Source organism: Vibrio albus, from assembly GCF_003144035.1.
Classification (GTDB): Bacteria; Pseudomonadota; Gammaproteobacteria; order Enterobacterales; family Vibrionaceae; genus Vibrio; species Vibrio albus.
In genome coordinates, this window is the sequence record NZ_QFWT01000012.1 from 12,560 (window position 1) to 37,920 (window position 25,361).

The following is a 25,361-nucleotide window of genomic DNA, read 5'->3' on the forward strand; positions in this document are numbered from 1 at the left end:
TTCTTTAATTTACAATGTCGTGTTTATCTGAATATAGGCTCACGACTGATCCCATGGCGCAAGCAGAAAGTCAGCCAGTCACTGAGAAACTGGTTAAGCTGAAATTTTTCGTCCTTCTGCATCATTTTAGTATTTGGATAATCATAGCGAGCCTTAATCCGTGAAATCTGCTCGCTGGCACACACTTCTGCTACTCTGGCATCGTGGTACAACCTGACGGTCATTTTCGGCAGAGGAAAAACCGGAGACTCATCACTCTGACTAACATCAATCACAGTGGTGTATTTGGTTATTTCGCTGACCTCAAGCTGGTAAGTCATTCTGGCCACCTGGTAGGAGCGTACATCACCTACCCCTGCCCGGCTTGGCAACAAGGCATTCAGCTTTGCATAATTGGTTTCATAAATCCGCATCAGCGCTGCAAGATCAACGTGATACGCTTTTCCGGTCAAGATTTCAGCCATCGCGATTTTAGGTCTATATGATTTAATTCCAGCCATTGAAGTGCAATTATTGAGGCACCGTTCTCAATTTTACCCGACTTAACCAGGTTATAAGCGTCTTCACGACTCACAACCTGAACCCGGATGTCTTCATTTTCACATTCCAGCCCGTGAATGCCGTCTACGCCAGTCGAGTCGACCTGACCAACAAACACATCAAGCCTTTCATTACAGCCTCCGGCTGAAGGGTAATAGCTTGTGACAGGAACGACTGCTTTAACTTCAACTCCAGCTTCTTCGACTGCTTCCCGGCGCACAAGTTCTTCCGGGTTCTCATTTTTATCCATGATCCCGGCCACAATTTCAATCTGCCATGGGTTTTCATCTTCCAATGCCCCAACCCGAATCTGCTCTGTCAGAACCACGGTGTCTTTTACCGGATCGTAAGGAAGCAAAGCGGCAGCCCGGCCACGCTCAAACATTTCCCTGTCATACGTTTCACTCCAACCACCATTAAACAACTTATGCCGGAAGGAATACTTCAACATCCTGAAAAACCCCTGAAAAAGTGGCTCTTTTGAAATGATTTCAACGTCTTCTGAAGTAAATTGTGGTTTCATGCGATTTGCCACCCGAGTTTTAATATTGCGCTTGCCGTTAAGGGATTATGAAGAATATTCTACTCATTGTCAGTATTGACTACCAATGATAACGCTCAACTTTTTTAACAAGCTTTATCTATTTTTTAAATAACGCAGAAATATATTGCACAATTGGGCAATTAAATGTAAAAAAAGGCAAAGATAGAGTAAATAGACAACAGTTTCAGGTACACTGTTAACCAATACTAAACCGAACAACAGGCAGGACTAGCCAAATGAAAAAACTGCTTCCTTTATTAATCAGCGTCACTCTGGGTAGTACATCCACTTATGTATTCGCTGATGATTTAGCCGAAATCTACGATCTAGCTAAAGAGAATGACCCTACACTGCTTAGAGCCGCCGCTCAAAAAGGTGCAGCATTTGAGGCGGTAACCTCGACTAAAAGTGCTCTGTTGCCTCAGATCAACCTGGCCGCCAGTTATGACATTAACAACAGCAGCGATATTCCGTCTAACGAATATAACCAATTGCAAGCCGGAGTCTCTTTTACTCAGGCTCTGTATCAACGCTCCAGTTGGATCAACCTTGAAAGTGCAGAAAAATCAGCTCGCCAGGCAGATGCCAGCTATGCTGCCACGCAACAACAGCTGATCCTGCGTGTCGCTACGGCTTACTTTGAAGTACTGCGTGCACAAGACAGCCTGGAATTTGTTCGTGCAGAAAAAGCTGCGGTTGAACGTCAGCTTGAACAAACCAAGCAGCGCTTTGAAGTCGGCCTTTCAGCCATCACCGACGTTCATGACGCTCAGGCGCAATACGACAGTGTATTGGCTAGTGAAGTAATCAGCGAAAATGCCCTGATCAACAGCTACGAATCTTTGCGGGAAATTACCGGGCAAGAACACAAAAGCCTGAACGTTCTTGACACAAAACGTTTTTCAGCCACTCCGCCGTCTGATTCGCTCAACCAGTTAATCAGCCAGGCTCAGGAGAAAAATCTAACCTTGCTCACCGCCCGCATTAGTAAAGACCTTGCCAAAGACAGTATCCAACTGGCGAAGGCTGGAAACCTGCCAACCCTCACGCTGGATGGTGGCTACACCCACCTGGACAGAACCGATAGCGGCACGGGCGCTAACTTTGATGGTGAAGTGGCGAATATTGGCCTGAACCTTACGATTCCTCTCTACACGGGTGGCAACCTGACTTCTCAGGAAAAGCAGGCGGAATACAATTTTGTGGCAGCCAGCGAGCAGCTTGAGGCAAGCTACCGAAGCGTATTGAAGACCGTACGCAGCTACCGGAACAACGTCAATGCCAGTATCGGCACAATTAAAGCCTACAAGCAATCTGTCGTCTCTGCCCGTTCGGCACTGGAAGCAACAGAAGCAGGCTTTGAAGTCGGTACCCGCACTATCGTCGATGTACTGGATTCAACCCGCAGTCTATATGATGCGAACCGTAACCTGTCAAATGCTCGTTATGATTACATCATCAATATTCTGAACCTGCGCCAGGCTGTTGGTACGCTGAGTGAACAGGATATTATGGATATCAACGCCGGCCTGAAGCCAGCGCGTTAGAGACTAGAGACTAGAGACTAGAGACTAGAGAACATAATAAAGCCCGCTGGTTTTGATAAGCCAGCGGGCTTTTTATTTTTAGGGTTTGTAGTTTCTAGAAGCGTAGCGATCTAATTTCTAGCCTTTACCGCCTTTTATCGCTTCGATAATCTCTGTGGTCGAGCAGCCATCTTCAAAGTTCAGTACCTTAACTTCGCCACCAGCCGCGATAACTTCCGCCCCACCTGCGATGTCTTCCGGCTTATAATCACCACCTTTCACCAACAGGCTTGGCAGCACTTCTGAGATCAGACGCTGCGGCGTATCTTCACTAAATGGTACCACCCAGTCTACGGCACCCAAACCAGCCAATACGGCCATGCGGCGATCCGTCGGGTTCACCGGACGCCCAGCCCCTTTCAGGCGACGAACGGACTCATCCGTATTCACTGCGACAATCAGGCGATCGCCTAACTCAGCCGCATGGTTCAGGTAAGACACATGACCGGCATGCAAAATGTCAAAACAGCCGTTGGTCATCACAACGTTTTCACCCTTGGCTCTTGCCTTTTTCACTGCCTCAATCAGGGCAGCTTCCGAAATAATGCCAAAATCGGTGTCTTTACTACCATGCACGGCTTCCGCCAGTTCCACCGTCGATACCGTTGAGGTGCCCAGCTTACCGACCACAATACCCGCTGCCGCATTCGCCAGAGCACATGCCTCATCCAACTCTTTTCCGGCCGCTACCGATGCCGCTAAGACAGAAATCACTGTATCCCCAGCACCGGTCACATCAAAGACTTCTTTGGCCTGGGTAGGGAGATGGAAAGGCTCTTTTCCACGCTGCAGTAACGTCATACCATGTTCACTTCGGGTAACCAGAAGCGCCTCGAAATCATAGGCTTCAATCAGTTCCAGTCCCTTTCTGATCAGCTCTTCTTCATTCTTCACCTTACCGGTAACCAGCTCAAACTCCGCCATATTCGGCGTCAGAAGAGTCGCTCCACGATAACGCTCAAAGTCAGCCCCCTTAGGGTCAATAAACACCGGCACACCAGCCGATTTCGCTTTCTGGATCATCGTCTGAACATGCTCCAGAGCCCCTTTAGCATAATCTGAGAACACCACCGCTTTCACGTGAGGAAGTGACTGAACCATGCGGGAAAGGAATAATTCGGCATCAATGTTCTCAAACCTATCTTCAAAATCGAGGCGGATAAGTTGCTGTCCGCGACTCATTACTCTTAGCTTCGTGATAGTTGGGTAGTCGGGAAGGGCAATAAAGTTGCAATTCACTTTTAAAGAATCCAGCGTTTCTGCCAATACGCTGGCGGGTTCATCTTCCCCGGTTAAACCGATAATACTCGCATGACCACCGAGAGCCGCGATATTCATGGCGACGTTTGCCGCTCCGCCTGGACGCTCCTCATTATCTTCCACTTTTACCACAGGAACCGGAGCCTCCGGTGAAATACGTCCCGTTGGACCATACCAGTATCTGTCCAACATGACATCGCCAACAATCAGTACTCCAGACGTACTGTAATCAGGCAGAATCGGTTTCATAGTTTTCTCCAAAATAGTTAGCTGCGCCAAGTCTAGCACAGCCTCAAGGGCGGCTAAACTACTGACGCACAGCCATGTTTATCTTTCAGGCGTATATTGGTTTAGCCTAACCACTTATCCCAGTTTTTCTGCACACAGGCTCTCTGATCGACAAACCGGGATTCATCGACATCAGCATCAAGATTAAGCAGGTTACGGTGATGGATTTCATTACGAATACTGGTATAAGCCTCCGTCAGCGATAGACTCTCTTCTTCCGTTAACACTGAGTGCTGATGCATGGATTCAAAAATACGCACATTGTCAGACCAACGAGTCAATCCTGGGTGTCCCGCGCTGAACCTCAGCACTAAATACTGGGCGAGAAATTCGACATCGGTGATCCCTCCAAGGTCTTGCTTAAGCATAAAACGTCCTGGTTTTTTACCACCAAGATAAGTACGCATTTTCTCCCGCATATCCACCACGTCCTGTCTCAACTTGCCCTCTTCTCGAGGAATGCACAGCACCCGATGACGAATATCCGCGAACGCATTACTCAGGGTCGGATCACCATACAGCACTCTGGCACGAACCAGAGCCTGGTGCTCCCAGGTCCACGCTTCCTGATGTTGGTATTCATCAAATGCCTGAGCCGAACTGGCCAGCAAGCCCGATGCGCCGGACGGCCTTAAACGGGTATCCACTTCATACAGAATGCCTGAGGCAGTACGAACCGAAAAAATATGAATGATTCTCTGTACCAGACGCAGGTAGAACTGACGGCCATCGATTTCTTTCTTACCATCGGTATATACATCCGCCGGGCAATCGTGCAGGAATACGAGATCAAGATCGGAATTATACCCCAGCTCCCAGCCGCCAACTTTGCCATAGCCAATGACAGCAAAGCCACGACCGTCCCGGTTCTTCAGGTGGGTCGGTTCGCCATACTTCTCCCGAACCTGCAGCCATGCCTGGTTAATGACTGCTTCGACAATGGCTTCAGCCAGATAGGTCAAATGATCACTGACCTTCATCACCGGCAGAACTCCTGCAATGTCAGCCGCAGCGATACGAAGGATACAGGTCTGCTTAAACTGACGTAGAGCCTCCAGCTGCTGTTCCATGTCTTCTTCTGGGATCCGGGCCAGATATTCCGTTAATTCCACTTTATAAGACTCAAGAGGAACCGGGTTATACAGCTGTTTAGGATCAAGCAGCTCATCAAGCAGAATTGGATATTTACCTAGCTGCTCTGAAACCATGGGACTCGCTGTGCAAAGCCGCACCAGTTGAGTCAGAGCAGAAGGGTTTTCTTCTAGTAACTCAAGGTATGCTGTCCGGGTAACAATTTTACCCAACAGATGCAGGACCCGAGATAATCCAAATCGGGCATCTTTATGAGCAAACACGGCTTGAAAGACTTTCGGCATCAGACGATTAAGGACCTCCCGTCCTCTGGGGCCCAGTGTTTTTTTCGCTAAACCATCCTTAAAGTCAGTGATCACTTTTTGATCTGCGGTTACCTCTGCACTGTGAAGATCCTCAAGCAGAATGTGCTCAATAACCTCCGGCTTATGCACCATATCCCAAAGCTCGGAAAAATGAGGCTCTACCGCCACAGATTCCTCATCGTCATCACCAATAAGCTTATCGAAGACACTATGAACATGGCGCATATGTTCCTGTGTTGCCTGAAGCAGAGCTTCCCAGCATGAGAACCCCATAGCAAAAGCCAGTTTTTCCTGTTCCAGAGGTGAGTCTGGCAGCGTCTGGGTCTGCTTATCTGCCATCGCCTGCAGCAGGTTTTCCTGTTTTCTCAGAAAACGGTAAGCCTCTTCCAGTCCGACAACCTCATCGGCATCTATCAACCCCAGTTCCCGTATTGATACAAGGGTTTCCAATAGCCCACGTTTGCGCAAACCCGGCTCCCGGCCTCCACGAATCAACTGGAAAACCTGCGCAATAAATTCCACTTCTCTTATGCCACCGGAACCGAGCTTAATATTGTTGTGCAGACCTCTGCGTCGCACTTCACTGGAAATCATTGACTTCATCCGCCTCAGAGACTGAATGGCACTAAAATCAATATAGCGTCGGAAAACAAATGGTCGCAGCATCTGCCGAAGCTGCTGATACTCAGGATACATCTCACGGCCCATCACCCGCGCTTTGACCATGGCATAACGTTCCCAGTCACGCCCCTGCTCCTGATAATAATCCTCAATCGCAGCATAACTCATGACCAAAGGGCCACTTTCACCAAACGGCCTTAACCGCATATCAACCCGATAACAGAACCCATCCAGAGTCTGTTGATCGAGCGCCTTAATAATGCGTTGGCCCAGACGGGTAAAAAACTGTGCATTGGCAATACTACGGCGTGCTCCCTGAGTTTCACCATTTTCCGGGTAGGTAAAGATCAAATCGATATCGGATGAGAAGTTCAGTTCCCCCCCACCCAACTTACCCATACCAATGATCAACATGGGTTGAGGCTCGCCTTGTTCATTACAGGGTGTCCCCCACTCCTGACAACATGCCTGATACAGCCACTGATACGTTTCAAAAATCATGGCTTCGGCCAGCTCTGACAGATGCCTGAGGCTCTCTTCCAGTTCCCATTCACCCAGAAAATCCCGCCACGCTATACATACCATCTCGCGACAACGGAATTCCCTGAGCAGCCGAAGACCGGTGGCTTCATCGGGACAACTATCCAACCGCTGTTTCAGCTCCCGCCGGTAACCTTCCGCCCGGTCTGTTTTCTCCAGCATAGCCGGAAGCTCTTCAGCCAAGGTGGCGTTCCGGTTAAACGCTTCCCGAATAAATACGCTAAGCCCCAGCACCTGATGTAACTGCTCCAGCCGGAATTCCGGCCAGGTCTGTATCGATTGCTGCGCTTGTGGATTAAGCTGGTTAAAAGCCGCTGTCGCTTCTGCTTGTAATATTTCTGGTAATGACATGCAACATTCCTGAGTAGGTACAAGTGAGTATACTTGTATAAATAATAGTACCTTAGCAATAAAAAACGCCCGCTAAAATAGAGCGGGCGTTCTGCTTGATGTTTCTTTAATGAGAATGATGGCGTCGTGAATCAGATCTTGAAGGATTGAATCTTCTTATCCAGCTCTTCCGCATTACTCTGCATCACTTCAGAAGTTTCCAGAAGTTCTGTCACAACGGTTACGGATGCTTCCACCAGTTCTCGAACATTGGTCAGGTTCTGGTTCATTTCTTCCGCCACACTGCTCTGTTCACCTGCCGCCGTTGCGATCTGGAAGTTCATATCATTAATTTGTTCAACTTGTGCAACAATACCATCCAGTTCGATACCGGCATTGTTTACCAGTTCCACGCCTTCTGCGGCTTCTACAACGCTCTTCTCCATCAGTTCAACCGCAGAGCTGGCACTCGCCTGAAGCTGAGAAATCATTTCCTGAATCTCTACCGTAGCTGACTGTGTCCGCTGAGCCAGATTACGCACTTCATCCGCAACCACCGCGAAACCACGTCCGGCTTCACCGGCACGCGCAGCCTCAATCGCCGCGTTCAGAGCCAGAAGGTTAGTTTGTTCAGAGATACCCTGAATGGTACCGACAACGCTACCGATAGCTTCTACACGCTCTTCCACCTGGTTCACTGCCCCGGCAGACTCCGCTATATCCGTAGAAAGCTCATTCATTTTGCTGACACTGTTCTGCACAAACTGCTGACCGGTTCTTGCCTGCTCAGAAGCACTTTCTGTGACTGATGACGCATTCTGTGCATGTTCGGCCACGGTCTGAACCGTTGACGTCATCTCACTCATGGCGGTAGCTAACTGGTCAATTTCGGCAAATTCTTCCTGAGCAGACTCTTTTGTTTCCGACATACTCAGGGTCATAACTTCCGTCAGGGCTGAGAGTTCTTCCGACGAACTAAGCTGAGCCTTGATCATATCCTGTAGCTGAGCACGGGTACTTTCCAGCTCACGAGCCAGATCACCGTATTCATCTTTACAGTCCATTTCTATCGGGTTGGATAAATCTCGGTTCGCCATGTTCTGAATACTGCTTCCGACATACTTTGTCTGGCGAAGCATAATAGAAGCCGCTAAGAACAAAATAGCCAGGAACATCACGATCATAAGTACCGTTTGCCAGATAACCTCAACGATATAACTGTCATAGTGAGACTGAGCAACGGCTTCATTTTGCGAGGCAACAACCACCCAGTCAGCGGCCTTAAGTTTCGCACCATGTTCAAAGCGCTTCCCACCTTCCAGAACAAAACCAACATCCGATGTAAGGTTATTGATGATCTGGGAAACTGACTGCCCGTCAGTGGTGGTTCTCTTAAGATCATTAATAGAGGAGACGCCCGGCAATCCAACCACTTTGCCACTGTCCAGCTGGATAAGATAGGAGTAGTGCTGTTTATCATTTTCTCCGGTGATATCAGAGAATGCTCTTTCAGCCAGTGTTTTCTCTTTGCTGTTCAGCAAAACGTTATCCAGAAACTTAGCTTGCGCCAGAGAAATATCTCGTGCCTGATCTTTCTGCACCATTACCACAGAGTGATAGAAGGTATGAGCATCCCATAATTGCTTGCCAACCAGAACCAAGCTACTGAATACCATCAAAATAATCAGCTTAGGAACCAGGCGAACATCAGTAATAATTCTTTCCCATGGCTTTATTTGCATACCTGCCATCATCTATTCTCCACTTTTCCAACCTCAAACAGCTTTACATCTATGAATGATACGGCTTAGCCATACCATGACCATGCAAGCGAAAATGTACAACTGCGTTGTTTGCGTTCTATTTATTTCGAGCCTCGTATGAAAAGACATCATATCAAAACAATGCCTCTCAACTGAGTCTAATCTCACTATTCTGTCGATTCTTATCCGTATTTGTGATCTCTGCATACCGTCTGCAAAGCGGTAAACCAGAGAGCTCTAACTATTATCGACTTGAATACAGTTTACTGAAGTACTTTTATCCACGATTAGAGCTATCTCCCACTTAAAGTCAATTCTTGCCATATCCTGAAGAACAATGAGCTATAAAGAAAAATACAACCTTTAAACACATAAAAATATACACATACAAAAAAAGGGAGAAAACCAGCGGTTTCTCCCTGAATATTGTTTCCTTATTCCTGCTTTGGTTACGCTGTCCAGTAAGGTTGCGCTTCCAGTCCAATCACTCTGGTCTGTTCCATGGCATGTAATATGGAACCTTCCTGCCGGGTCAGCCACTTTTCCAGTTGCTTGCGTTCATCTTCTTCCAGTTCATCAACCAATTGCTGCAATGGAGATAATATCAACAGGTCATCAATACCCTGGAGAAGATCCGACCAGGGCATCCGGAAAGCTTCCCTGCTTTCCTCTTCATAAAGAGAAGCAAAGCAAACCCCCGTGTACATATTGCGCATCAGGCGATACTCCTGATCGACGTATTCCTGCCGCGTCAGTGGCTTCTCCGGAGGGAAAGATTCCAGTAACTCAGCCCAGGATCGATCAAGCTGTTTCTCTGAAAAACGACGAATCGGCTTAGCCATTTTATTTCTGGCTTTTTCATCCAGAAACGGTTGCCACCCACGCGATAGAAGCCAACGGCTCAGATCCAGCAATAATCCGGCATACCGTGCGGATTGAAGCAAAGTAATACTCTGCTCTCTGGATGGTAAATTTTCTCTCTGCTCTGTAAGTTGTTTCACCAGCCATTTACGAGCATCCAGTTTGCGCAGCACATGCCCTTTATCTTCACAAAGACTGTCCAGGTAATTAGCGGTTTTGTGCCAGCTAAGCTCCTGCTCCAGCCATTTTAATTCCTGACGCAGAATAGCACTGGCCCGTCTGGGTACAATACCGCCAAATACCGTCAGTATCTGTCGGATAAAGGAAATGGCATTACTGATTTCCCTTAATGCCTCCAGAGAGTCGCGTTCAAAAAATATCTGCTCATGGTAATGCCAGTGAGAAAGCGCGTGTTCCAGAGATTTGATAAAACAGCTTTCTACCGTATCGTTACTGTCTGTCGCCACCAGAGGTAATTCTTCGATGCGATCGCCCTCATACCCCTGAGCCAGACGATAACCTCGGGCCGCTTTACTCAGGTTACCCAGACGCATTCCCCCACCTTCAATAATGGTTCTGGCCAGAGTAAACAGGGATTCTGTCTGTCCGGATTTAAGTTCCAGCTCTACCTCGGCAATCGGTTCTTCCTTTTCACCGGCCACGACATGTCCGTGATCAAAAGCAACTTCGATCTGACTACCATCCGGCATACCGATCAGCCATTGCTCACGGGTAAAATTAGTTGAAAACAGGGGAATAAGTTCAGATTGCAGTTCTTCGGGAGTTTTACCGTAGGGCCAGATATCGGCCGGGTGAAGGGATAGGTCAGGAGAGTTACTCGTATGCTCGGCATTAAACTCCGGCCTCTGATGTAAACCGGCAACAACACGACCAGACGTTTTTACCGTCTGAACAAACACATCGTCAAAACGGCGTATACGCAAACCGATATCATGCTGCCGCAACCAGTTGTCAGAAGTATCAAAATAAGTGTTACCAAGATCTCTGCAACTGTGCTGAAGAATTTTAGTGTCGGCGATTTTTGTCTTTAGTTGTTCTGAAAAATCAGGTGATACAAAAAACTTCAGTTCTATCTCGGTTTCCATCTGTTCTACCTTTTAGGGACAATGGCAACAGCATATTGCCTAATTTATATCTGGGCAAGAGTTGAAATCGGTTTATCCACACAAAATTGCCCCCCGGCAGAGCCAGTTATAAACAATAAAAACCCTTATACATGATCTAAAACAGTTTTAAAGATGGATTGATTCGGTTACCATGCGCACCTTTATAGCCATCGCACAACATTTCACCAAAGTGTGACTGTTATTTTTAAGGTTATAGTTTTAGGTTTTGACCATGCCAGTAAATACCATTATGGGGTTGTTCGCAAAGTCCCCTATCAAACCTTTGCAACGCCACGTTGTGTGCGTAAATGAATGCTGCTCTCACCTAATCGGCTTTTTTGAAGCCTGTCATGAAGGTGACTGGACCAAGGCGGAAGAAATCCGTGCAACGATCTCTCAACTGGAGAGAGACGCTGATGTGCTTAAACGTGAAATCCGTCTTAAGTTACCTAGTGGTCTGTTTATGCCGGTCAGTCGCACTGACTTGTTGAGTCTTCTCACTCAACAGGACAAGCTGGCCAACCTTGCCAAAGATATTGCCGGTCGAGTCATCGGCCGTCAGCTCGCTATTCCCGAACCTATTCACGAAAAATTTATCGCCTATGTTAAGCGCTGTCTCGATGCCTCCGCTCAAGCGCAAAAAGTGATCAGTGAACTGGATGAATTGCTAGAGACCGGATTCCGGGGACGGGAAGTAACACTTGTTGCTGAAATGATCCATCAACTGGACGAAATCGAAGATGATACAGATGCGATGCAGATCGAACTTCGTCAGATGCTGATGGCTATCGAATCCGAATATAATCCGATAGATGTCATTTTCTTATACAAAATTCTAGAGTGGGTTGGTGCTATTGCCGACCAGGCTCAGCGCGTAGGCTCACGACTAGAAATGATGCTTGCCCGCTCTTAATTAATCCGGAGAAAACATAAAACGTACTGTAGACTTTGAAGCTAACTTCAAAAAGGTTAGCTTCAAAGTGTTTTTGTGCGTTTTCGTTTTCTGATTTTGTTATCCAACAACTAGGTATTACCATGGATATCCTTGCAAACTACGGCACAGTGATTATTTTTGCTGCTGCGATATTTGGCTTTTTAATGGCAATCGGTATTGGTGCAAACGATGTTGCCAACGCGATGGGTACCTCTGTAGGTTCCAAAGCCCTGACGGTTAAACAAGCTATCGTTATTGCGATGATCTTCGAATTTGCCGGTGCTTATCTTGCCGGTGGTGAGGTGACAGACACGATCCGTAAAGGCGTGATTGAAACCTCTCTGTTTGTCGACCAACCAGACATACTGATTTACGGCATGCTGTCTGCGCTTCTTGCTGCCGGCACATGGCTGCTTCTGGCCTCCTTTATGGGCTGGCCCGTTTCCACCACTCACTCTATCATCGGTGCCATTATCGGTTTCGCCTGTGTCTCTGTCGGCACAGAAGCCGTTGACTGGGGCTCCGTACAGGGTATTGTTGGCAGTTGGATCATTACTCCTGTTATTTCAGGCCTGTTTGCGTATCTTATCTTTGTCAGTGCCCAGCGCCTGATTTTCGATACGGAAACCCCACTCCTGAACGCTAAACGCTTTGTGCCGGTCTATATGTTTATCACCACTCTGGTTATTGCCCTGGTGACAATCAAAAAGGGGCTGAAGCATGTTGGCCTGCACCTTACCACCCCTGAAGCCTGGGTATGGTCAGCAATCGTCTCTGCGATTGTAATGGTTGGTGGCTATATCTACATCCAGATGAAATTCTCCCAAAAAGCGGATGACCGTGGATTTGCCGGCGTCGAAAAGATCTTCAGCGTCCTGATGGTTATTACCGCCTGTGCTATGGCATTCGCGCACGGCTCTAACGATGTAGCGAACGCAATTGGCCCTCTTTCTGCTGTGGTATCAACCGTTCAGAACATGGGTGAAATCACGGCTAAAAGTAGTATTGCCTGGTGGATCCTGCCGCTTGGTGGCCTGGGCATCGTGGTTGGTCTGGCTACCATGGGCCATAAAGTAATGGCTACCGTTGGTACAGGTATCACCGAATTAACACCAAGCCGTGGCTTCGCCGCTCAGTTGGCAACAGCCTGTACCGTGGTTCTGGCTTCTGGTACCGGCCTGCCAATTTCAACGACTCAGACTCTGGTTGGTGCGGTACTCGGCGTTGGCTTTGCCCGTGGTATCGCCGCACTGAATATGGGTGTCGTTCGAAATATCGTGGCTTCATGGGTGGTAACCCTGCCAGCCGGTGCATTACTGGCCGTCATTTTCTTCTACATTATGCAAAGCCTGTTTGTATAATAAGTATGATTCTCCTGATTAATGTAAAATCTGTGTCAGTATTGGCAGAATATTAGAATGAGGGGGAGCTTAGCTCCCCCTCTCTAGTTGCACCAAGCTGAGAAACTTTTTACTATGCTTTTCAGTAAAAGTTCATTCCTCTCCATCAACAAGAAGGGAGCATTTGAACACCACCAGATTTCACGACAATAATTGTTAAAGGATGCACTGTGAAAAAACTGTTCTCTTTGGCGGTATTTATCTGCCTGCTTGTGCCCGGAGCCTTTGCCGCTCCCCAGTATTATGTTTCCGACAACTTATTCACCTATATGCATTCAGGTCCAAGTAATAAGTTTCGTATTATCGGCAGTGTCAATGCCGGCGATAAAATCACTCTGACCAACGTCGATAAGGAAACCGGCTACAGTGAAGTCGTCGACCCTAAAGGACGCAAAGGCTGGGTACAGAGTAAATTTGTTACCCGTCAGGCCAGTATGGCGGTTCGATTACCGATCCTGGAAAAAGAGCTGAAGGATGTCAGACAACAGTTAGCTCATGCTCAGGAACAAGCCGATCAGGAACAAGCAGGGCTGGTTTCTTCTCTGGATTCACGCAACAAACAAATTGCAGAGCTGGAAGAAAGCTATACCGACATCAGTGCTCAATTAACGGAGTCCCAAACCGAGATCCGAGAGTTGCGTGCCCGTCTTGACACGCAAAAAGAAGATCTGCTGCTGAAATACTTTATGTATGGTGGTGGTGTCGCTGGTGGTGGCCTGCTGTTCGGTCTGATCCTGCCACACATTATCCCACGTCGTAAGAAATCCCCTAACGGCTGGGCATAACTATTCATAATAAAAAGCCACCTGACTTAATGCCGGTGGCTTTTTTAATCCCCAAGATCAGGCAATCAACTATCCTTCCCACTCATACAGAGCCGGAATTTCAATCTGCTGCCCGCCAAACCTCACCACGATATTACGTGGAGAAATGCTTAATAGCTGAACCTGATCGTCCAGCCAGTCTCCTTCGTGTAACTCCTGACCATTAATTTTCACCCAGCGACCCTCTGCACTGCTTGAATACATATGCGTCTGCAAATCCATCGCTGGCAACCGTCCTGTCAGATCACTCTGTCTTTCTTCCAGCTTGACTATTTTCTGTTCTGGTCTGACAGGCTCGTCTTCACGCTGCCCTGTACTTTCTGGTTGCAATGCATTTTCTACCCGCTGTGCCAGTTCCGGAGACAATTCACTCAGGTCCAGCTCGTCCAGTTGCCATTCAGGCACTGGCTTCTTCCCGCTCACCAGCTGGCTAACGGTGGTCTGTACCGGCTGAACATCAATAACCTGTTTGTCCGGCACTTTCAACGCTGACAAAGCAATAAGAGGCCCTGATTCAGGGTAAGTCAGCATCATCATGCTCCCGGACGGATCTGAATGCTCTGAAATGACGTCCTGAAGCTGTGGAGCATCCGTATCGGTCAGTCGGTACAGCACCCGCAATGTCTCACGCCCGACAATCCCGTCAACACTCAGGCGCTGCCAACGCTGAAATGCCTCAACCCTCAGCTTTAGTCCAGAATTAAATATCCGGGTTTGCAACGGCTGGGAGCCCAGAGCATCAGCCAGTCTGTCATCCAGCATCTGTACCACATCACCTCGGCTTCCGGACTTAAGCACCGGCTGAATGTGACTGCGCCACAACAGCTGAAACTCTCCTGACCAGTGTTTTTCCAGCCAACTGAGCGGCACGCTGATCCGCTCACTGAAATTGATTAGCTCCGCCTGTTCACGACCGACCGCATACAGCACTGGGTACGCGGTTGTGCCATTATAGTCGACCGTCAATATTACCGGACGGTTTGCTTCCTTAACCTCGGTCAGCGATCCGGTTCGCCTCTCACAAATATACGGAAAGCTCCCGGCCACAGAGCACGCAGCATCCAGCACCGAAGCCTGAACGCCCCATTGCTGATACAAAGCCAGCATCGCATCCGTCTCACTGACACTATGACGAACAAACTGCGCCAGTTCCGGTTCGTCCGTCATTTTTTCCTGATGTTCTTCTGGCTCTGCCGGCAGCACCGGAGCAGGCGGTTCTGACTTAACCGGTTGAACGTCGACGACCAGATCCGGTTCTTCCTCCGGGACGCTGTCAGGCTCGGCTGGCGGTGATACCGGATCAACCGCAGATTCAGCCTCAGTTTGTACCATCAACGGCGGTTGTACAGGCTCTGTGCGGTATGACTGTTGCGTAAAGTAGTAACCTCCTCCAGCCAGTATGATTGCAGCTGTCAGCGCCGACATGACCGGCCAGCGAGAACGATTGTTTTCTGGCTGACGAGAGCCTGCAGCTGGAGCCTGAAAGGACAGAACATCCTGACATGCTTTTTCAGCCAGAGCAGGTGACACCCGAGATTCACTGGCATAGCAGGCGTATTGCAGTGCTTTGTCACACACCAGGTTAATCAGGCGGGGTACGCCCTGGCTCTGGCGGGCAATAATCTTTATCGCCCGGGAAGTAAATAAAGACTTATCACAGCCGGATGTCCGCAACCGGAATCCAATATAGTCTGTCACTTCTTCGGGACTCAGGGGCAGCAGATGGTAGCGACCGGTAATCCGCTGAGCCAGTTGGCGCAGTTCCACAGTCTGCAGTTTCTGCTGCAATTCCGGCTGCCCCACCAGCAACACTTTTAAGAGCTTTTGTGTGTCGGTCTCAAAGTTGGTCAGCAGACGTAATTGCTCCAGCACCTGTGCGGAAAGATGTTGTGCTTCGTCGATCAGTAATAGTGTCTGGATCCCACAGGAATGGTTATGCAAAAGGTACTGATGAATCGCCTGTGTCAGTTGCTTTAGCGTAGCCTGTGGAGGGTAATCGACAGCAAATTCATCACATATCGCTTCCAGTAAATCGGTATCAGAAAATGTCGGATTCAGAATCAGCCCGGCTCTGACGCTACCATCCAGAGACGCCAGCATCGCTTTGGACACCGTCGTTTTCCCGGTGCCAACCTCTCCGGTTAACATCGCAAACCCGCCGCCATCTCCTAAGCCCGCCTGAAGATGAGCCATGGCTTCCCGATGACGGGCACTAAGGAACAAGTATCTGGCACTGGGCACAATGGAAAACGGCTTCTCGACAAACCCAAAATAATCTTTATACATTCACTGGTCTCTTTAAGCTTTCCGCTACATACACCTTAAAGAAAAGTACCATTGGCTGGTAGAATGTAAAGAATTTGATGATTATTGTGCGCAGAGCAATCAATATAAGAGGTATAGGGTGAAAATCTATCTTGTCGGTGGAGCGGTACGGGACAAACTGCTTGGCATTCCCAATTACGATAATGACTGGCTGGTTGTGGGAGCCACACCAGAGGAAATGCTGGCCCGCCGGTATCAGCCGGTGGGAAAAGAGTTTCCTGTTTTTCTACACCCTGAAACTCATGAGGAATATGCCCTTGCCAGAACTGAACGTAAAACCGGTTCTGGATATAAAGGCTTTGACTGTTTTTTCTCCCCGGACGTCACACTGGAAGAAGATCTGCTGCGCCGGGATCTGACCATTAACGCACTGGCGGAAAACGAAAACGGCGATCTGATCGATCCTTATCACGGAAAACAGGACCTGGATCTACGGATCCTTCGTCATGTTTCGGAGGCATTTGTGGAAGATCCTCTGCGCGTGCTGCGGGTGGCCCGTTTTGCAGCTAAGCTTGCCGACCTTCATTTTATCATCGCCCCGGAGACACTGAACCTGATGCGCCGCATCGTCGATTCAGGCGAACTGCAGCACCTGACACAGGAAAGGGTATGGCAGGAGTGGCAGAAATCTCTGACCACACCAAGGCCGGATGTTTTCCTTTCGGTATTACGGGATTGCGGCGCGCTAGCCGTTGTACTGCCTGAAATTGACCGTCTGTTCGGCGTCCCGCAGCCAGAACAGTGGCACCCGGAAATCGACACTGGTGTCCATACCCTTATGGTGGCCCAGCAAGCCGCCAAACTGGCCGACTCTCTACAAGTTCGCTTTGCGGCCCAGTTGCATGACCTGGGTAAGGGACTTACCCCCGAGTCAGAATGGCCCAGCCATAAGATGCACGGGCAGCATGGACTGGCTGAAATTAAATCCTTGTGTGAACGGGTGAGGGTGCCCAATGAATACCGGGACCTGGCTCTCGCTGTCTGCGCCCAACATACCAATATTCACCGGGCCGCCGAGCTGAGACCGGCGACGATACTGAAGATTTTCAATCAACTGGATCTGTGGAGAAGACCGGAACGACTTCAGCAACTGCTGCTCTGCTGTGTTGCCGACCATCAGGGCAGAAAAGGCTGTGAGGACAAACCTTACCCACAAAGGGCATTAATCGAGGCTGCATTTGACGCGGCCATTAAGGTGGAGGTTCAGGAGGTGATTGCCGATGGGTTTAAAGGCAAAGCGATACGGGAAGAGCTGGACCGGCGCAGAGTTGCAGCGATTGCAGAGACTAGAGACTAGAGACTAGAGACTAGAGACTAGAGACTAGAGACTAGAGACTAGAGACTAGAGACTAGAGACTAGAGACTAGAAAGAATACAGAGCGCTTCGCTTTGAGAATACAGAAAATCCTCTGAATTTCGGTTTTCTCGCCTTTTATGGTCGCTAACAGCAAAAACGGTCTAGCCTCTCGTTTCTGATGTTCGTTCCCTTAAAGCGCAGCGTTCTGTACTCCATAAGGGAGCCTGCGACCGCTCTGTATTCTCGTTTTTTATAGTCTCTAGCAGCGAAGCGATCTCGTTTCTAGCCTCTAACGTTACTCCGTACCACCCACGGTCAGGTTATCCAGTTTCAGCGTTGGCTGACCGACACCAACCGGAACGCTCTGTCCGGCTTTACCGCAGACCCCCACCCCTCTGTCCAGAGACAGGTCGTTGCCGACCATAGAGACCTGCTGCATGGCTTCGATACCGGAACCGATCAGCGTTGCCCCCTTCACCGGACGGGTGATCTTGCCGTCTTCAATCAGATAAGCTTCAGAGGTAGAGAACACAAACTTACCAGACGTAATGTCCACCTGACCGCCACCAAAATTCGGTGCATACAAGCCTTTCTTCACCGTAGAGATAATCTCTTCCGGGGAATGCTCACCCGGCATCATATAAGTATTGGTCATTCTTGGCATCGGCAGGTGCGCGTATGATTCCCTGCGTCCGTTACCGGTTGGGTTCACGCCCATCAGACGGGCATTCAGCTTGTCCTGCATATAGCCTTTCAGTACACCATTTTCAATCAGTACATTATGCTGGCCTGCCACGCCCTCATCATCAATGTTCAAAGAACCACGTCGATCCGCTAGTGTGCCGTCATCCACGATGGTACACAAAGAGGAAGTGACTTTCTCACCCACTTTTCCGGAAAATACCGAAGAGCCTTTGCGGTTAAAGTCGCCTTCCAGACCATGGCCGACTGCTTCATGAAGCAGCACACCAGGCCATCCTGACCCCAGCACAACCGGCATAGTACCAGCCGGAGCCGCATCGGCCTCCAGATTCACCAGCGCCTGACGAATCGCTTCGTCGGCATGGCTGAACGCCTGTTTGCGTCCGTTGTCGTCAGCAAGGAAATAGTCATAAGTAAAACGGCCACCGCCACCGGCACTGCCACGCTCACGTCGTTCCCCTTTCTGTGCCAGAACCGTCACAGACAGGCGGACAAGAGGGCGAATATCCGCGGCATAAGTACCATCTGTTGCGGCCACCAATACTTGCTCATATACGCCACTCAGACTCACCGTGACTTCCTGAATCAAGGGTTCTTTGGTACGGATATAAGCATCCAGCTCTTTCAATAATGCGATTTTCTGCTGCTTTTCCAGACTTTCCAGAGGATTAACCGGTGCATAAATCTGGGTTGTATTATGACGGGCAAACGTCTGAAGTGTCCCTTCCTGCCCTTTGTGCGCGATGCCTCTGGCAGCGATCGCGCTCTGTTTCAGGCTAAGGGCATCAATCTGGTCAGAGTAAGCAAACCCCGTTTTTTCTCCTGACACGGCACGCACACCAACACCTCGGTCGATGTTAAAAGAGCCATCTTTGATGATGCTGTCTTCCAGTACCAGAGATTCATGCCAGCTAGACTGAAAATAGATATCCGCATAATCAATCTGACGCGAAGCTATTACAGACAGGGTATCTGCCACATTCTGGGCATTCAGCTCCGAAGGAGATAATAAATCGTTTTCTACACGGGATAATGTCATTTTAAGCCTTTAATTTTCTGCCTCTGCTCTTCCGGAAGTTTGTATTCCCCTCTGCTACGGGACAATTCAGTAACTTCCGGATTACTCAGAGGACCTTTAACCTGGTAGCGGATCTGAGTAAATACATCCACTACCGGTGAAATCACTTTTGATACGGCATAGACCAGTACCGCCGTCTGCGGGGTAATGGCAAAAGCCGTCAGAACAGGTAAGCCGGAAGTCAGGTCCGGAATAAACTCAACCTCTGCATCCACCAGACGCTGATTAAGGTCGGCCATACCGCGAATCGTCATATCACCGGCTACCGCGTCCATTTTGATATCATTGGTGACAAAGATACCTTCTTTAACCTTGCCAGACCCGGTAATGGAGTTAAACGCCATACCGTCATCAAACACATCACTGAAATCGAGCTGCATTTTGCGAATAATTGAGTCCAGACTAAATAATCCTAACAGACGTGCAGCACCGCTAACATCAGAAATCACACCTTTACCCAGCTCACTGTTTATATTTCCGGATAATGTATTCACCCTCATTGACCAGGGAGCCCCCTCCCAACTCATTTCTGAAGAGATATTGAATGGCGCTTTCTGAATACCGGAGCTGATACCAAAACGCTCCATCAGTTCTGAATTATCTTCTCCACTCACATTGAGAGAAAACTGTGAGATACTTTGATCACCATCCAGTTTCCACCAGCCATTACCTTTCACCCGGCTCTGACCACTGGAAAATTCGATATTCTGCCACTCCAGGCGATCGTCTTTACGTAACAGTTCCACATTCGCTTTACCCACCTTATATCCCTGTACCCAGAAATCCTGAATATTCAGAGTCAGATTCGGCATCAGCTTATGGAATCTGCGGTCAAATTCGCTGATCAAAGCCTCACTGGCATCAGCCTCATAGGGTACCGTTTCCGGATCGTCGTTATCTTCGTTCAATGCCGGTAGGTTCAGGTGAAGGTTTTCCAGCGATACAGAAAGATCATACGGCTCCAGATAACGGGCCTGCCCGTTCAGCTCTGCGCTACTGGCTTTTATCTGCCATTGAGGTGATTTTTTCCTCGCCTTAACCTGTACATCATGCCAGTCAAGCGTGGCCAGTTTTAACGTATCCGCTGAAATCGTAATACGGTCCGGGTTCGGTATTTCCGGTGTATTCATCTGGCTCAGGCGGGCCCCATCCTGAACTTTTTCGACGGACGAAGAGAAACTGATCCAGTCATCCATATTGAAAGACTCGGTTCGGATAGTCAGATCATTACCAACCACCGGACTGACTTTAAATCCACCTTGCCCAACCAACAGATTCGTGGCCGTCAGCACAGGGCGCTCACCCGTAATATCGATTTCTGCCTGATATTTCACTCCGGGTAGCTGTATTCGCCCGGAAATACTCTCCTGATTCCCGGACGCCTGTAGCCTGGCTTCACCTTTCTGGCCCAGAGCTTTGGTCAGTGGTTGCGGGTATTGGCTGGCAACAAATTCCAGATTCACCCGGGTATCAATTTGGTAGGTAAAGCCAACGTCATTCAGCTGTAAATCAACCCCCATTGACCAGGGAGCATGACCCTTGACCGGCCCCAGCCATTTTTTTCCGACATGAGGTATCAGAGGCTTGGCATCCCAGTCACCCACCACATCAATATCCACCATGTAGCCAAGTTTCTGCTGTTCCCCGGAAAAATCGAGGGAAACAGGCTGATCCAGCAGCACGGCCGACAGCCCGGAAGTCCCCACGACATCATTATCAAAAGTAATCCTGCCGCGTGCTTTTTCCAGCTCCATTGGCGGTGAATCTATCTCGATATGGTTACCGGCTAAGTCCGCATATCCCCAGGCGCGGGTATGTCTTCCCCGGGACAGGGGAATATTCAGCTGAAACTCAGAATACACGTCACCACTTACCTGAACGGCCGTTAACGCGGCTCCGACGGAGTCAACCAATGGTGAAGAAGTCATATACTCACGGACAGCTTCTCCCTGCCCGGTCGCTACAGCTTTAATTTCCAACTGACTGTCAGAGTGCAGACGCGGGATCTGTCCGACGATACGTTTTGCCGTGACATCCATCAACTTAGCGGAGTGTGAATCCAGATACATAGATTCATTTTCAAACAATAAATCAAGCTGTAAATCTGTGATGGGAGGCCAGGCGGTATCAAACGCAAACCTGGCGTCTTTCAGCCCGACCTTCGCCTGAAAAATCCCGCGGTTGTCTGTATAGGGGAAATGTTTCAGCCCGCCATACCAGAGTATCTGTGCCGTATCGACTCGTCCGCCCTGAATCGCGGTCGACAAGAAGTCAGTGAGGTTCTGTCCCAACGCCCGTTTAGGCAGATAGCGCCATGTTTCACCGGCATGATACAAGTCCGTTTCAGCATACAGGGACAAGAAAGGCTCAGCTTCCTCCGGCATATCCAGCCTGAATGCCCCCAGGACCTTCATATCCGGGGTTTCAGCTTCAACTCGATCCGACCAGAGTCGCCATCCACCGTCGTCGGCCTGCCAGATAATATCTGTAGAGGCCCGGCTGATATTCAACGGAGCCTGAAAGACATCGCCATAAGGAACCACATCATCCCTGGCCTGGACATGAGCAATTGCCTGTCCGGGAGACCCGGCAATATCAGCAGAAAGGGAATGAACACCCGGCAGTAAATCCCACTGCTGTATGGAACCATTATTCAGCGATGCAGAGTAATGAAGTGAATCCGCTTCTGTTCCCTTCGCAACACGGATGTCATCGATCAGGCCTGAGGGGTTCAGACGGGTGATCCACGGGGTAATTTTTTCTGAATCCGGCAGAATATGAACCAGAGGAAGCAGAGCCTGAATATCGAGCTGCGATAAGTTCAACTGCCACTGATCCGGCTCCCACAGAAACGCCATATCCAGTTCAGGCCATTCTTTAGCGTCGGTCCGGACAAGTAGTGAGTGTCCACCAACCTGAAAGCCTTTTTTATCCTGGGAAGGTAACAAACGAAATGTTCCCTTCTCCAGCATAAGCACATGTTCGCTCTTCTCATTCCATACCAGCTCGGACGGCAACAGCTCAGCATACACATCGGTTGGCTGGCTGTTTTCCAGCGAAACCCAACCGTTAAAACTTATCTGGCCACTTTCAATGCCCGTTTCTTTTTGCAGGTATTTAGTCAGCCAGGGTTTGACCTTAATATTCCGGGCCTTTACATAAAAATCACCGGTAATATCCAGCAAAGTACCATTATCGTCAAAGTCACCACGAACACCAAGGCTGTTGATTTCACTCCCAACCAACCCGACAACACCTTCCAGCTTATGATTCTGTTCATGATTAAGCCATTTCAGATCTTCAATCTCGATCATCCGGAGTTCTCCGGAAAAACTACGGTAAGCGATATAAGAATCAGACAGAGCGAAGCTCTGCAACTGGCGCAGGAAAAGCTGGTCAAGCTGACGAACGATGGGATCCAGTTGATAATGTTGCTGAGAAGAAGGTGTTTCTGAGGAGCGGCTATTACCCAACAGAGGAACACCACTGATATCAAGGTTCAGCCCTTTGACGTTGAGGCTCGCCACCTTAGGTTCAAGTGCAATCAGCGAAGCAACCAGATCAAGCTGAATATCAACTTCAAGGATGGAGAACGTTGACTGACTTTCATCCCCCAACTCTGCTTCAAGATTTTTCAGAGACAGGGAAGGATGAGTATTACGCCAAAACCCTTTAACCTTGCCCACTTTAAATGGCACCCCGGATGCCTCTGTCACCCAGGTTTCAATTTCCCCCTGAAACCGGTCCAGGCGAGGCAGAGATACACGTAGCGTCGTCACAGCAATAGCTAACAAAACCATTACCGTCACCAGCATCCATAAAATAATACGCCCTAAACGGACAGGAAATGAAGTCACACTGTACCCAAGCTTACATCATCACAACGTCAAATTGTTCCTGAACATACAGAGGCTCTGCCTGAATCTTAACCTGTTTACCGATGAACACTTCCAGTTCCGCCAGTGCATGTGACTCATCCCCTTCCAGGGTTTCCGCCACGGCCGGAGCGGCATACACCACAAAATTATCCGCGTCATACGCACGGTTAACACGGGTAATTTCACGCAGCACCTCGAAACATACGGTTTCAACGGTTTTCACCGAACCTCTGCCCTCACAGGTTGGACACTGAGTACACAGAACATGTTCAATACTTTCTCTGGTTCTTTTACGGGTCATTTCAACCAGACCAAGGTGAGTAAAGCCATTGATGTTCGTTTTTACCCGGTCAGCAGCCAGTGCAGCCTCAAGAGAGGTAAGTACCCGCTTACGGTGATCGTCCGACGCCATATCAATAAAGTCAATAATGATGATCCCGCCAAGGTTACGCAGACGTAGCTGACGAGCAATGGCTACGGTTGCCTCTATATTGGTATTAAAAATTGTTTCTTCCAGGTTTCGTCGGCCAACGAAAGCTCCGGTGTTGATATCGATGGTCGTCATCGCTTCCGTCTGATCGATAATCAGGTAACCACCGGACTTCAGCTCAACCTTTCGATCCAGAGAGCGCTGAATTTCATTTTCCGCATCATGCATATCGAAGATGGGTTTATTCCCTTCATATAGCTTCAGCTTTTCGGTCAGCTCAGGAACAAACTCGGAGGTAAACTCTTTCAACGTTTCAAAGGCTAAGCGCGAGTCAACCTGAATACGGCCCAATTCTGTACCAACAAAGTCTCTCAGAATACGCTGTGCCAGCCCAAGCTCACCATACAAGGTCGAGCGGGTTTTATACTTGGCCCGACGCTCCATCACCTTTTTCCACAGTCGCTTAAGGAAAATCGCATCCTGAGCCATTTCGGTATCGTCAGCACCTTCGGCAGCGGTGCGGATAATAAAGCCACCGTCTTCATCACAATGCTCAGCAACAATATTTTTCAGCCGTTCCCGCTCTTTTTCACTGTCAATGCGCTGAGACACTCCGACATGGCTGGCTCCCGGCATAAACACCAGATATCGGGACGGCAGAGTAATATCCGTGGTCAGTCGGGCCCCTTTTGTGCCCAGAGGGTCTTTCACCACCTGAACCACAATATCCTGTCCCTGACGCACCAGCTCCGAAATATCCCGCACCTGAAACTGCTGCTTTTCATTCTCTGCCACGCATTCGGTATGCGGCACAATATCAGAGGCGTGCAGAAAAGCGGCTTTCTCCAGACCGATATCGACAAACGCAGCCTGCATCCCAGGAAGCACTCGGGATACCCGGCCTTTATAGATATTGCCTACAATGCCACGACGAGATTCACGCTCGATATGAACTTCCTGAAGAATACCATTTTCAATCATGGCCACCCGTGTTTCGCTCGGTGTGACGTTAATCAGCAGTTCAGCACTCATGTGCGCCCCTTATAAAATTTCCAAAATTTCAGCAGAAGTTGGTCCGTTTCCAGAAGTGGTAAGCCGACGACGGCGTGATAACTACCCTCAATACGGGAAACAAACCTTCCTCCAGTTCCCTGAATACCATAAGCGCCCGCTTTATCACATGGCTCACCTGTATCCCAGTAACCGGTTATTTCTTGTTCGCTCAGTTTCCGGAACCAGACATCGGTGACCACAAGCTCCGATAACCAATGGTATTGGTCTGCGACCGTCACAGCGGTCATCACCTGGTGTCTGCTGGCAGATAACCTCTGAAGCATTTGCTGTGCATGTGAAAGATCCCTTGGCTTTTCAAGTATCTTGTCACCAGACACTACGATTGTATCGGCCCCAATCACCATGGCATCCGGGGAGGTGTCCTCAACAAGGCTGACTCCAGCCTGTGCTTTTTGTCGGGCCAAACGTAACACATAGCCCCGGGCAGACTCTTCCGGCTGGCGACGTTCTTCCACATCGGGAGTAATAATCGTGAACTCATAACCGAGCTGCGCCAAAAGCTCCTTTCGCCTTGGCGAAGATGAAGCCAGGTAGAGAGGTCCTGTTTGCATACTTACTCTTA

Annotated in this window: 16 protein-coding genes and 1 pseudogene; 5 read left to right on the plus strand and 12 right to left on the minus strand. The window is 49.0% G+C overall.

Annotated features, from left to right (window positions below; genetic code table 11):
- Window positions 1–23: 23 nt before the first annotated feature.
- Window positions 24–464, minus strand: a complete 441-nt coding sequence (locus tag DI392_RS17585; protein ID WP_109321003.1) for a DUF1249 family protein — start codon at window positions 462–464, stop codon at window positions 24–26.
- Window positions 449–1,063: an ADP-ribose diphosphatase gene (gene nudF / locus DI392_RS17590; RefSeq protein WP_109321004.1), complete on the minus strand. Its 615-nt coding sequence runs from the start codon at window positions 1,061–1,063 to the stop codon at window positions 449–451. Before nudF ends, DI392_RS17585 begins: the two co-directional genes overlap by 16 nt.
- A gap of 257 nt (window positions 1,064–1,320) precedes the next feature.
- Between nudF and tolC the strand changes: the two genes are divergently transcribed.
- Window positions 1,321–2,631, plus strand: coding sequence for an outer membrane channel protein TolC (tolC, locus tag DI392_RS17595; RefSeq protein WP_109321005.1), 1,311 nt, complete (start codon window positions 1,321–1,323; stop codon window positions 2,629–2,631).
- A gap of 117 nt (window positions 2,632–2,748) precedes the next feature.
- Here tolC and hldE read toward each other — a convergent pair whose 3' ends face one another.
- The 4 genes from hldE to DI392_RS17615 form a co-directional block, all read right to left on the minus strand.
- Window positions 2,749–4,179 carry a bifunctional D-glycero-beta-D-manno-heptose-7-phosphate kinase/D-glycero-beta-D-manno-heptose 1-phosphate adenylyltransferase HldE gene (gene hldE, locus DI392_RS17600; protein ID WP_109321006.1) on the minus strand — a complete coding sequence of 477 codons (1,431 nt, stop codon included), beginning with the start codon at window positions 4,177–4,179 and terminating at the stop codon, window positions 2,749–2,751.
- 101 nt (window positions 4,180–4,280) lie between these two features.
- A complete protein-coding gene (gene glnE, locus DI392_RS17605; RefSeq protein ID WP_109321007.1) occupies window positions 4,281–7,127 on the minus strand; it encodes a bifunctional [glutamate--ammonia ligase]-adenylyl-L-tyrosine phosphorylase/[glutamate--ammonia-ligase] adenylyltransferase in 2,847 nt (948 codons plus the stop codon).
- A 131-nt stretch (window positions 7,128–7,258) separates the two neighbouring features.
- Window positions 7,259–8,857 carry a methyl-accepting chemotaxis protein gene (locus DI392_RS17610; RefSeq protein WP_109321065.1) on the minus strand — a complete coding sequence of 533 codons (1,599 nt, stop codon included), beginning with the start codon at window positions 8,855–8,857 and terminating at the stop codon, window positions 7,259–7,261.
- 461 nt (window positions 8,858–9,318) lie between these two features.
- Window positions 9,319–10,836: a CYTH and CHAD domain-containing protein gene (locus DI392_RS17615; RefSeq protein ID WP_109321008.1), complete on the minus strand. Its 1,518-nt coding sequence runs from the start codon at window positions 10,834–10,836 to the stop codon at window positions 9,319–9,321.
- 253 nt (window positions 10,837–11,089) lie between these two features.
- Between DI392_RS17615 and DI392_RS17620 the strand changes: the two genes are divergently transcribed.
- The 3 genes from DI392_RS17620 (at window position 11,090) to DI392_RS17630 (ending at window position 13,976) form a co-directional block, all read left to right on the plus strand.
- Complete coding sequence (locus tag DI392_RS17620; RefSeq protein ID WP_109321009.1) at window positions 11,090–11,770, plus strand: TIGR00153 family protein; 681 nt, start codon at window positions 11,090–11,092, stop codon at window positions 11,768–11,770.
- Window positions 11,771–11,892: 122 nt separating this feature from the next.
- On the plus strand, window positions 11,893–13,152 hold the full coding sequence (locus DI392_RS17625) for an inorganic phosphate transporter (RefSeq protein WP_109321010.1): 1,260 nt from the start codon (window positions 11,893–11,895) through the stop codon (window positions 13,150–13,152).
- Window positions 13,153–13,361: 209 nt separating this feature from the next.
- Window positions 13,362–13,976: a TIGR04211 family SH3 domain-containing protein gene (locus DI392_RS17630; protein ID WP_109321011.1), complete on the plus strand. Its 615-nt coding sequence runs from the start codon at window positions 13,362–13,364 to the stop codon at window positions 13,974–13,976.
- A gap of 69 nt (window positions 13,977–14,045) precedes the next feature.
- Here DI392_RS17630 and DI392_RS19970 read toward each other — a convergent pair whose 3' ends face one another.
- Window positions 14,046–14,552, minus strand: a complete 507-nt coding sequence (locus DI392_RS19970; protein WP_342749709.1) for a general secretion pathway protein GspB — start codon at window positions 14,550–14,552, stop codon at window positions 14,046–14,048.
- A 36-nt stretch (window positions 14,553–14,588) separates the two neighbouring features.
- A pseudogene (locus tag DI392_RS17635) lies at window positions 14,589–16,301 on the minus strand (AAA family ATPase); the annotation flags it as partial.
- Window positions 16,302–16,419: 118 nt separating this feature from the next.
- Between DI392_RS17635 and DI392_RS17640 the strand changes: the two are divergent.
- Window positions 16,420–17,637 carry a multifunctional CCA addition/repair protein gene (locus DI392_RS17640; RefSeq protein ID WP_109321013.1) on the plus strand — a complete coding sequence of 406 codons (1,218 nt, stop codon included), beginning with the start codon at window positions 16,420–16,422 and terminating at the stop codon, window positions 17,635–17,637.
- Window positions 17,638–17,932: 295 nt separating this feature from the next.
- Here DI392_RS17640 and tldD read toward each other — a convergent pair whose 3' ends face one another.
- The 4 genes from tldD to DI392_RS17660 are packed head-to-tail and all read right to left on the minus strand — an operon-like array spanning window position 17,933 to window position 25,350.
- A complete protein-coding gene (gene tldD, locus DI392_RS17645; RefSeq protein WP_109321014.1) occupies window positions 17,933–19,378 on the minus strand; it encodes a metalloprotease TldD in 1,446 nt (481 codons plus the stop codon).
- On the minus strand, window positions 19,375–23,274 hold the full coding sequence (locus DI392_RS17650; RefSeq protein ID WP_109321015.1) for a YhdP family protein: 3,900 nt from the start codon (window positions 23,272–23,274) through the stop codon (window positions 19,375–19,377). The genes tldD and DI392_RS17650 overlap by 4 nt, the downstream gene beginning before the upstream one ends.
- A gap of 13 nt (window positions 23,275–23,287) precedes the next feature.
- Window positions 23,288–24,757, minus strand: a complete 1,470-nt coding sequence (rng, locus tag DI392_RS17655) for a ribonuclease G (protein ID WP_109321016.1) — start codon at window positions 24,755–24,757, stop codon at window positions 23,288–23,290.
- Window positions 24,754–25,350 carry a Maf family protein gene (locus DI392_RS17660; RefSeq protein ID WP_109321017.1) on the minus strand — a complete coding sequence of 199 codons (597 nt, stop codon included), beginning with the start codon at window positions 25,348–25,350 and terminating at the stop codon, window positions 24,754–24,756. The genes rng and DI392_RS17660 overlap by 4 nt, the downstream gene beginning before the upstream one ends.
- Window positions 25,351–25,361 lie beyond the last annotated feature (11 nt).

Bases quoted from the DNA above. Each gene is read 5' to 3' on its own strand.
- DI392_RS17610 (WP_109321065.1), bottom strand. From the start codon at position 8,857: ATGGCAGGTATGCAAATAAAGCCATGGGAAAGAATTATTACTGATGTT.
- DI392_RS17625 (WP_109321010.1), top strand. From the start codon at position 11,893: ATGGATATCCTTGCAAACTACGGCACAGTGATTATTTTTGCTGCTGCG.
- DI392_RS17615 (WP_109321008.1), bottom strand. From the start codon at position 10,836: ATGGAAACCGAGATAGAACTGAAGTTTTTTGTATCACCTGATTTTTCA.
- DI392_RS17620 (WP_109321009.1), top strand. From the start codon at position 11,090: ATGCCAGTAAATACCATTATGGGGTTGTTCGCAAAGTCCCCTATCAAA.
- tldD (WP_109321014.1), bottom strand. From the start codon at position 19,378: ATGACATTATCCCGTGTAGAAAACGATTTATTATCTCCTTCGGAGCTG.
- hldE (WP_109321006.1), bottom strand. From the start codon at position 4,179: ATGAAACCGATTCTGCCTGATTACAGTACGTCTGGAGTACTGATTGTT.
- tolC (WP_109321005.1), top strand. From the start codon at position 1,321: ATGAAAAAACTGCTTCCTTTATTAATCAGCGTCACTCTGGGTAGTACA.
- nudF (WP_109321004.1), bottom strand. From the start codon at position 1,063: ATGAAACCACAATTTACTTCAGAAGACGTTGAAATCATTTCAAAAGAG.
- DI392_RS19970 (WP_342749709.1), bottom strand. From the start codon at position 14,552: ATGATGATGCTGACTTACCCTGAATCAGGGCCTCTTATTGCTTTGTCA.
- DI392_RS17660 (WP_109321017.1), bottom strand. From the start codon at position 25,350: ATGCAAACAGGACCTCTCTACCTGGCTTCATCTTCGCCAAGGCGAAAG.
- glnE (WP_109321007.1), bottom strand. From the start codon at position 7,127: ATGTCATTACCAGAAATATTACAAGCAGAAGCGACAGCGGCTTTTAAC.
- DI392_RS17585 (WP_109321003.1), bottom strand. From the start codon at position 464: ATGGCTGAAATCTTGACCGGAAAAGCGTATCACGTTGATCTTGCAGCG.
- rng (WP_109321016.1), bottom strand. From the start codon at position 24,757: ATGAGTGCTGAACTGCTGATTAACGTCACACCGAGCGAAACACGGGTG.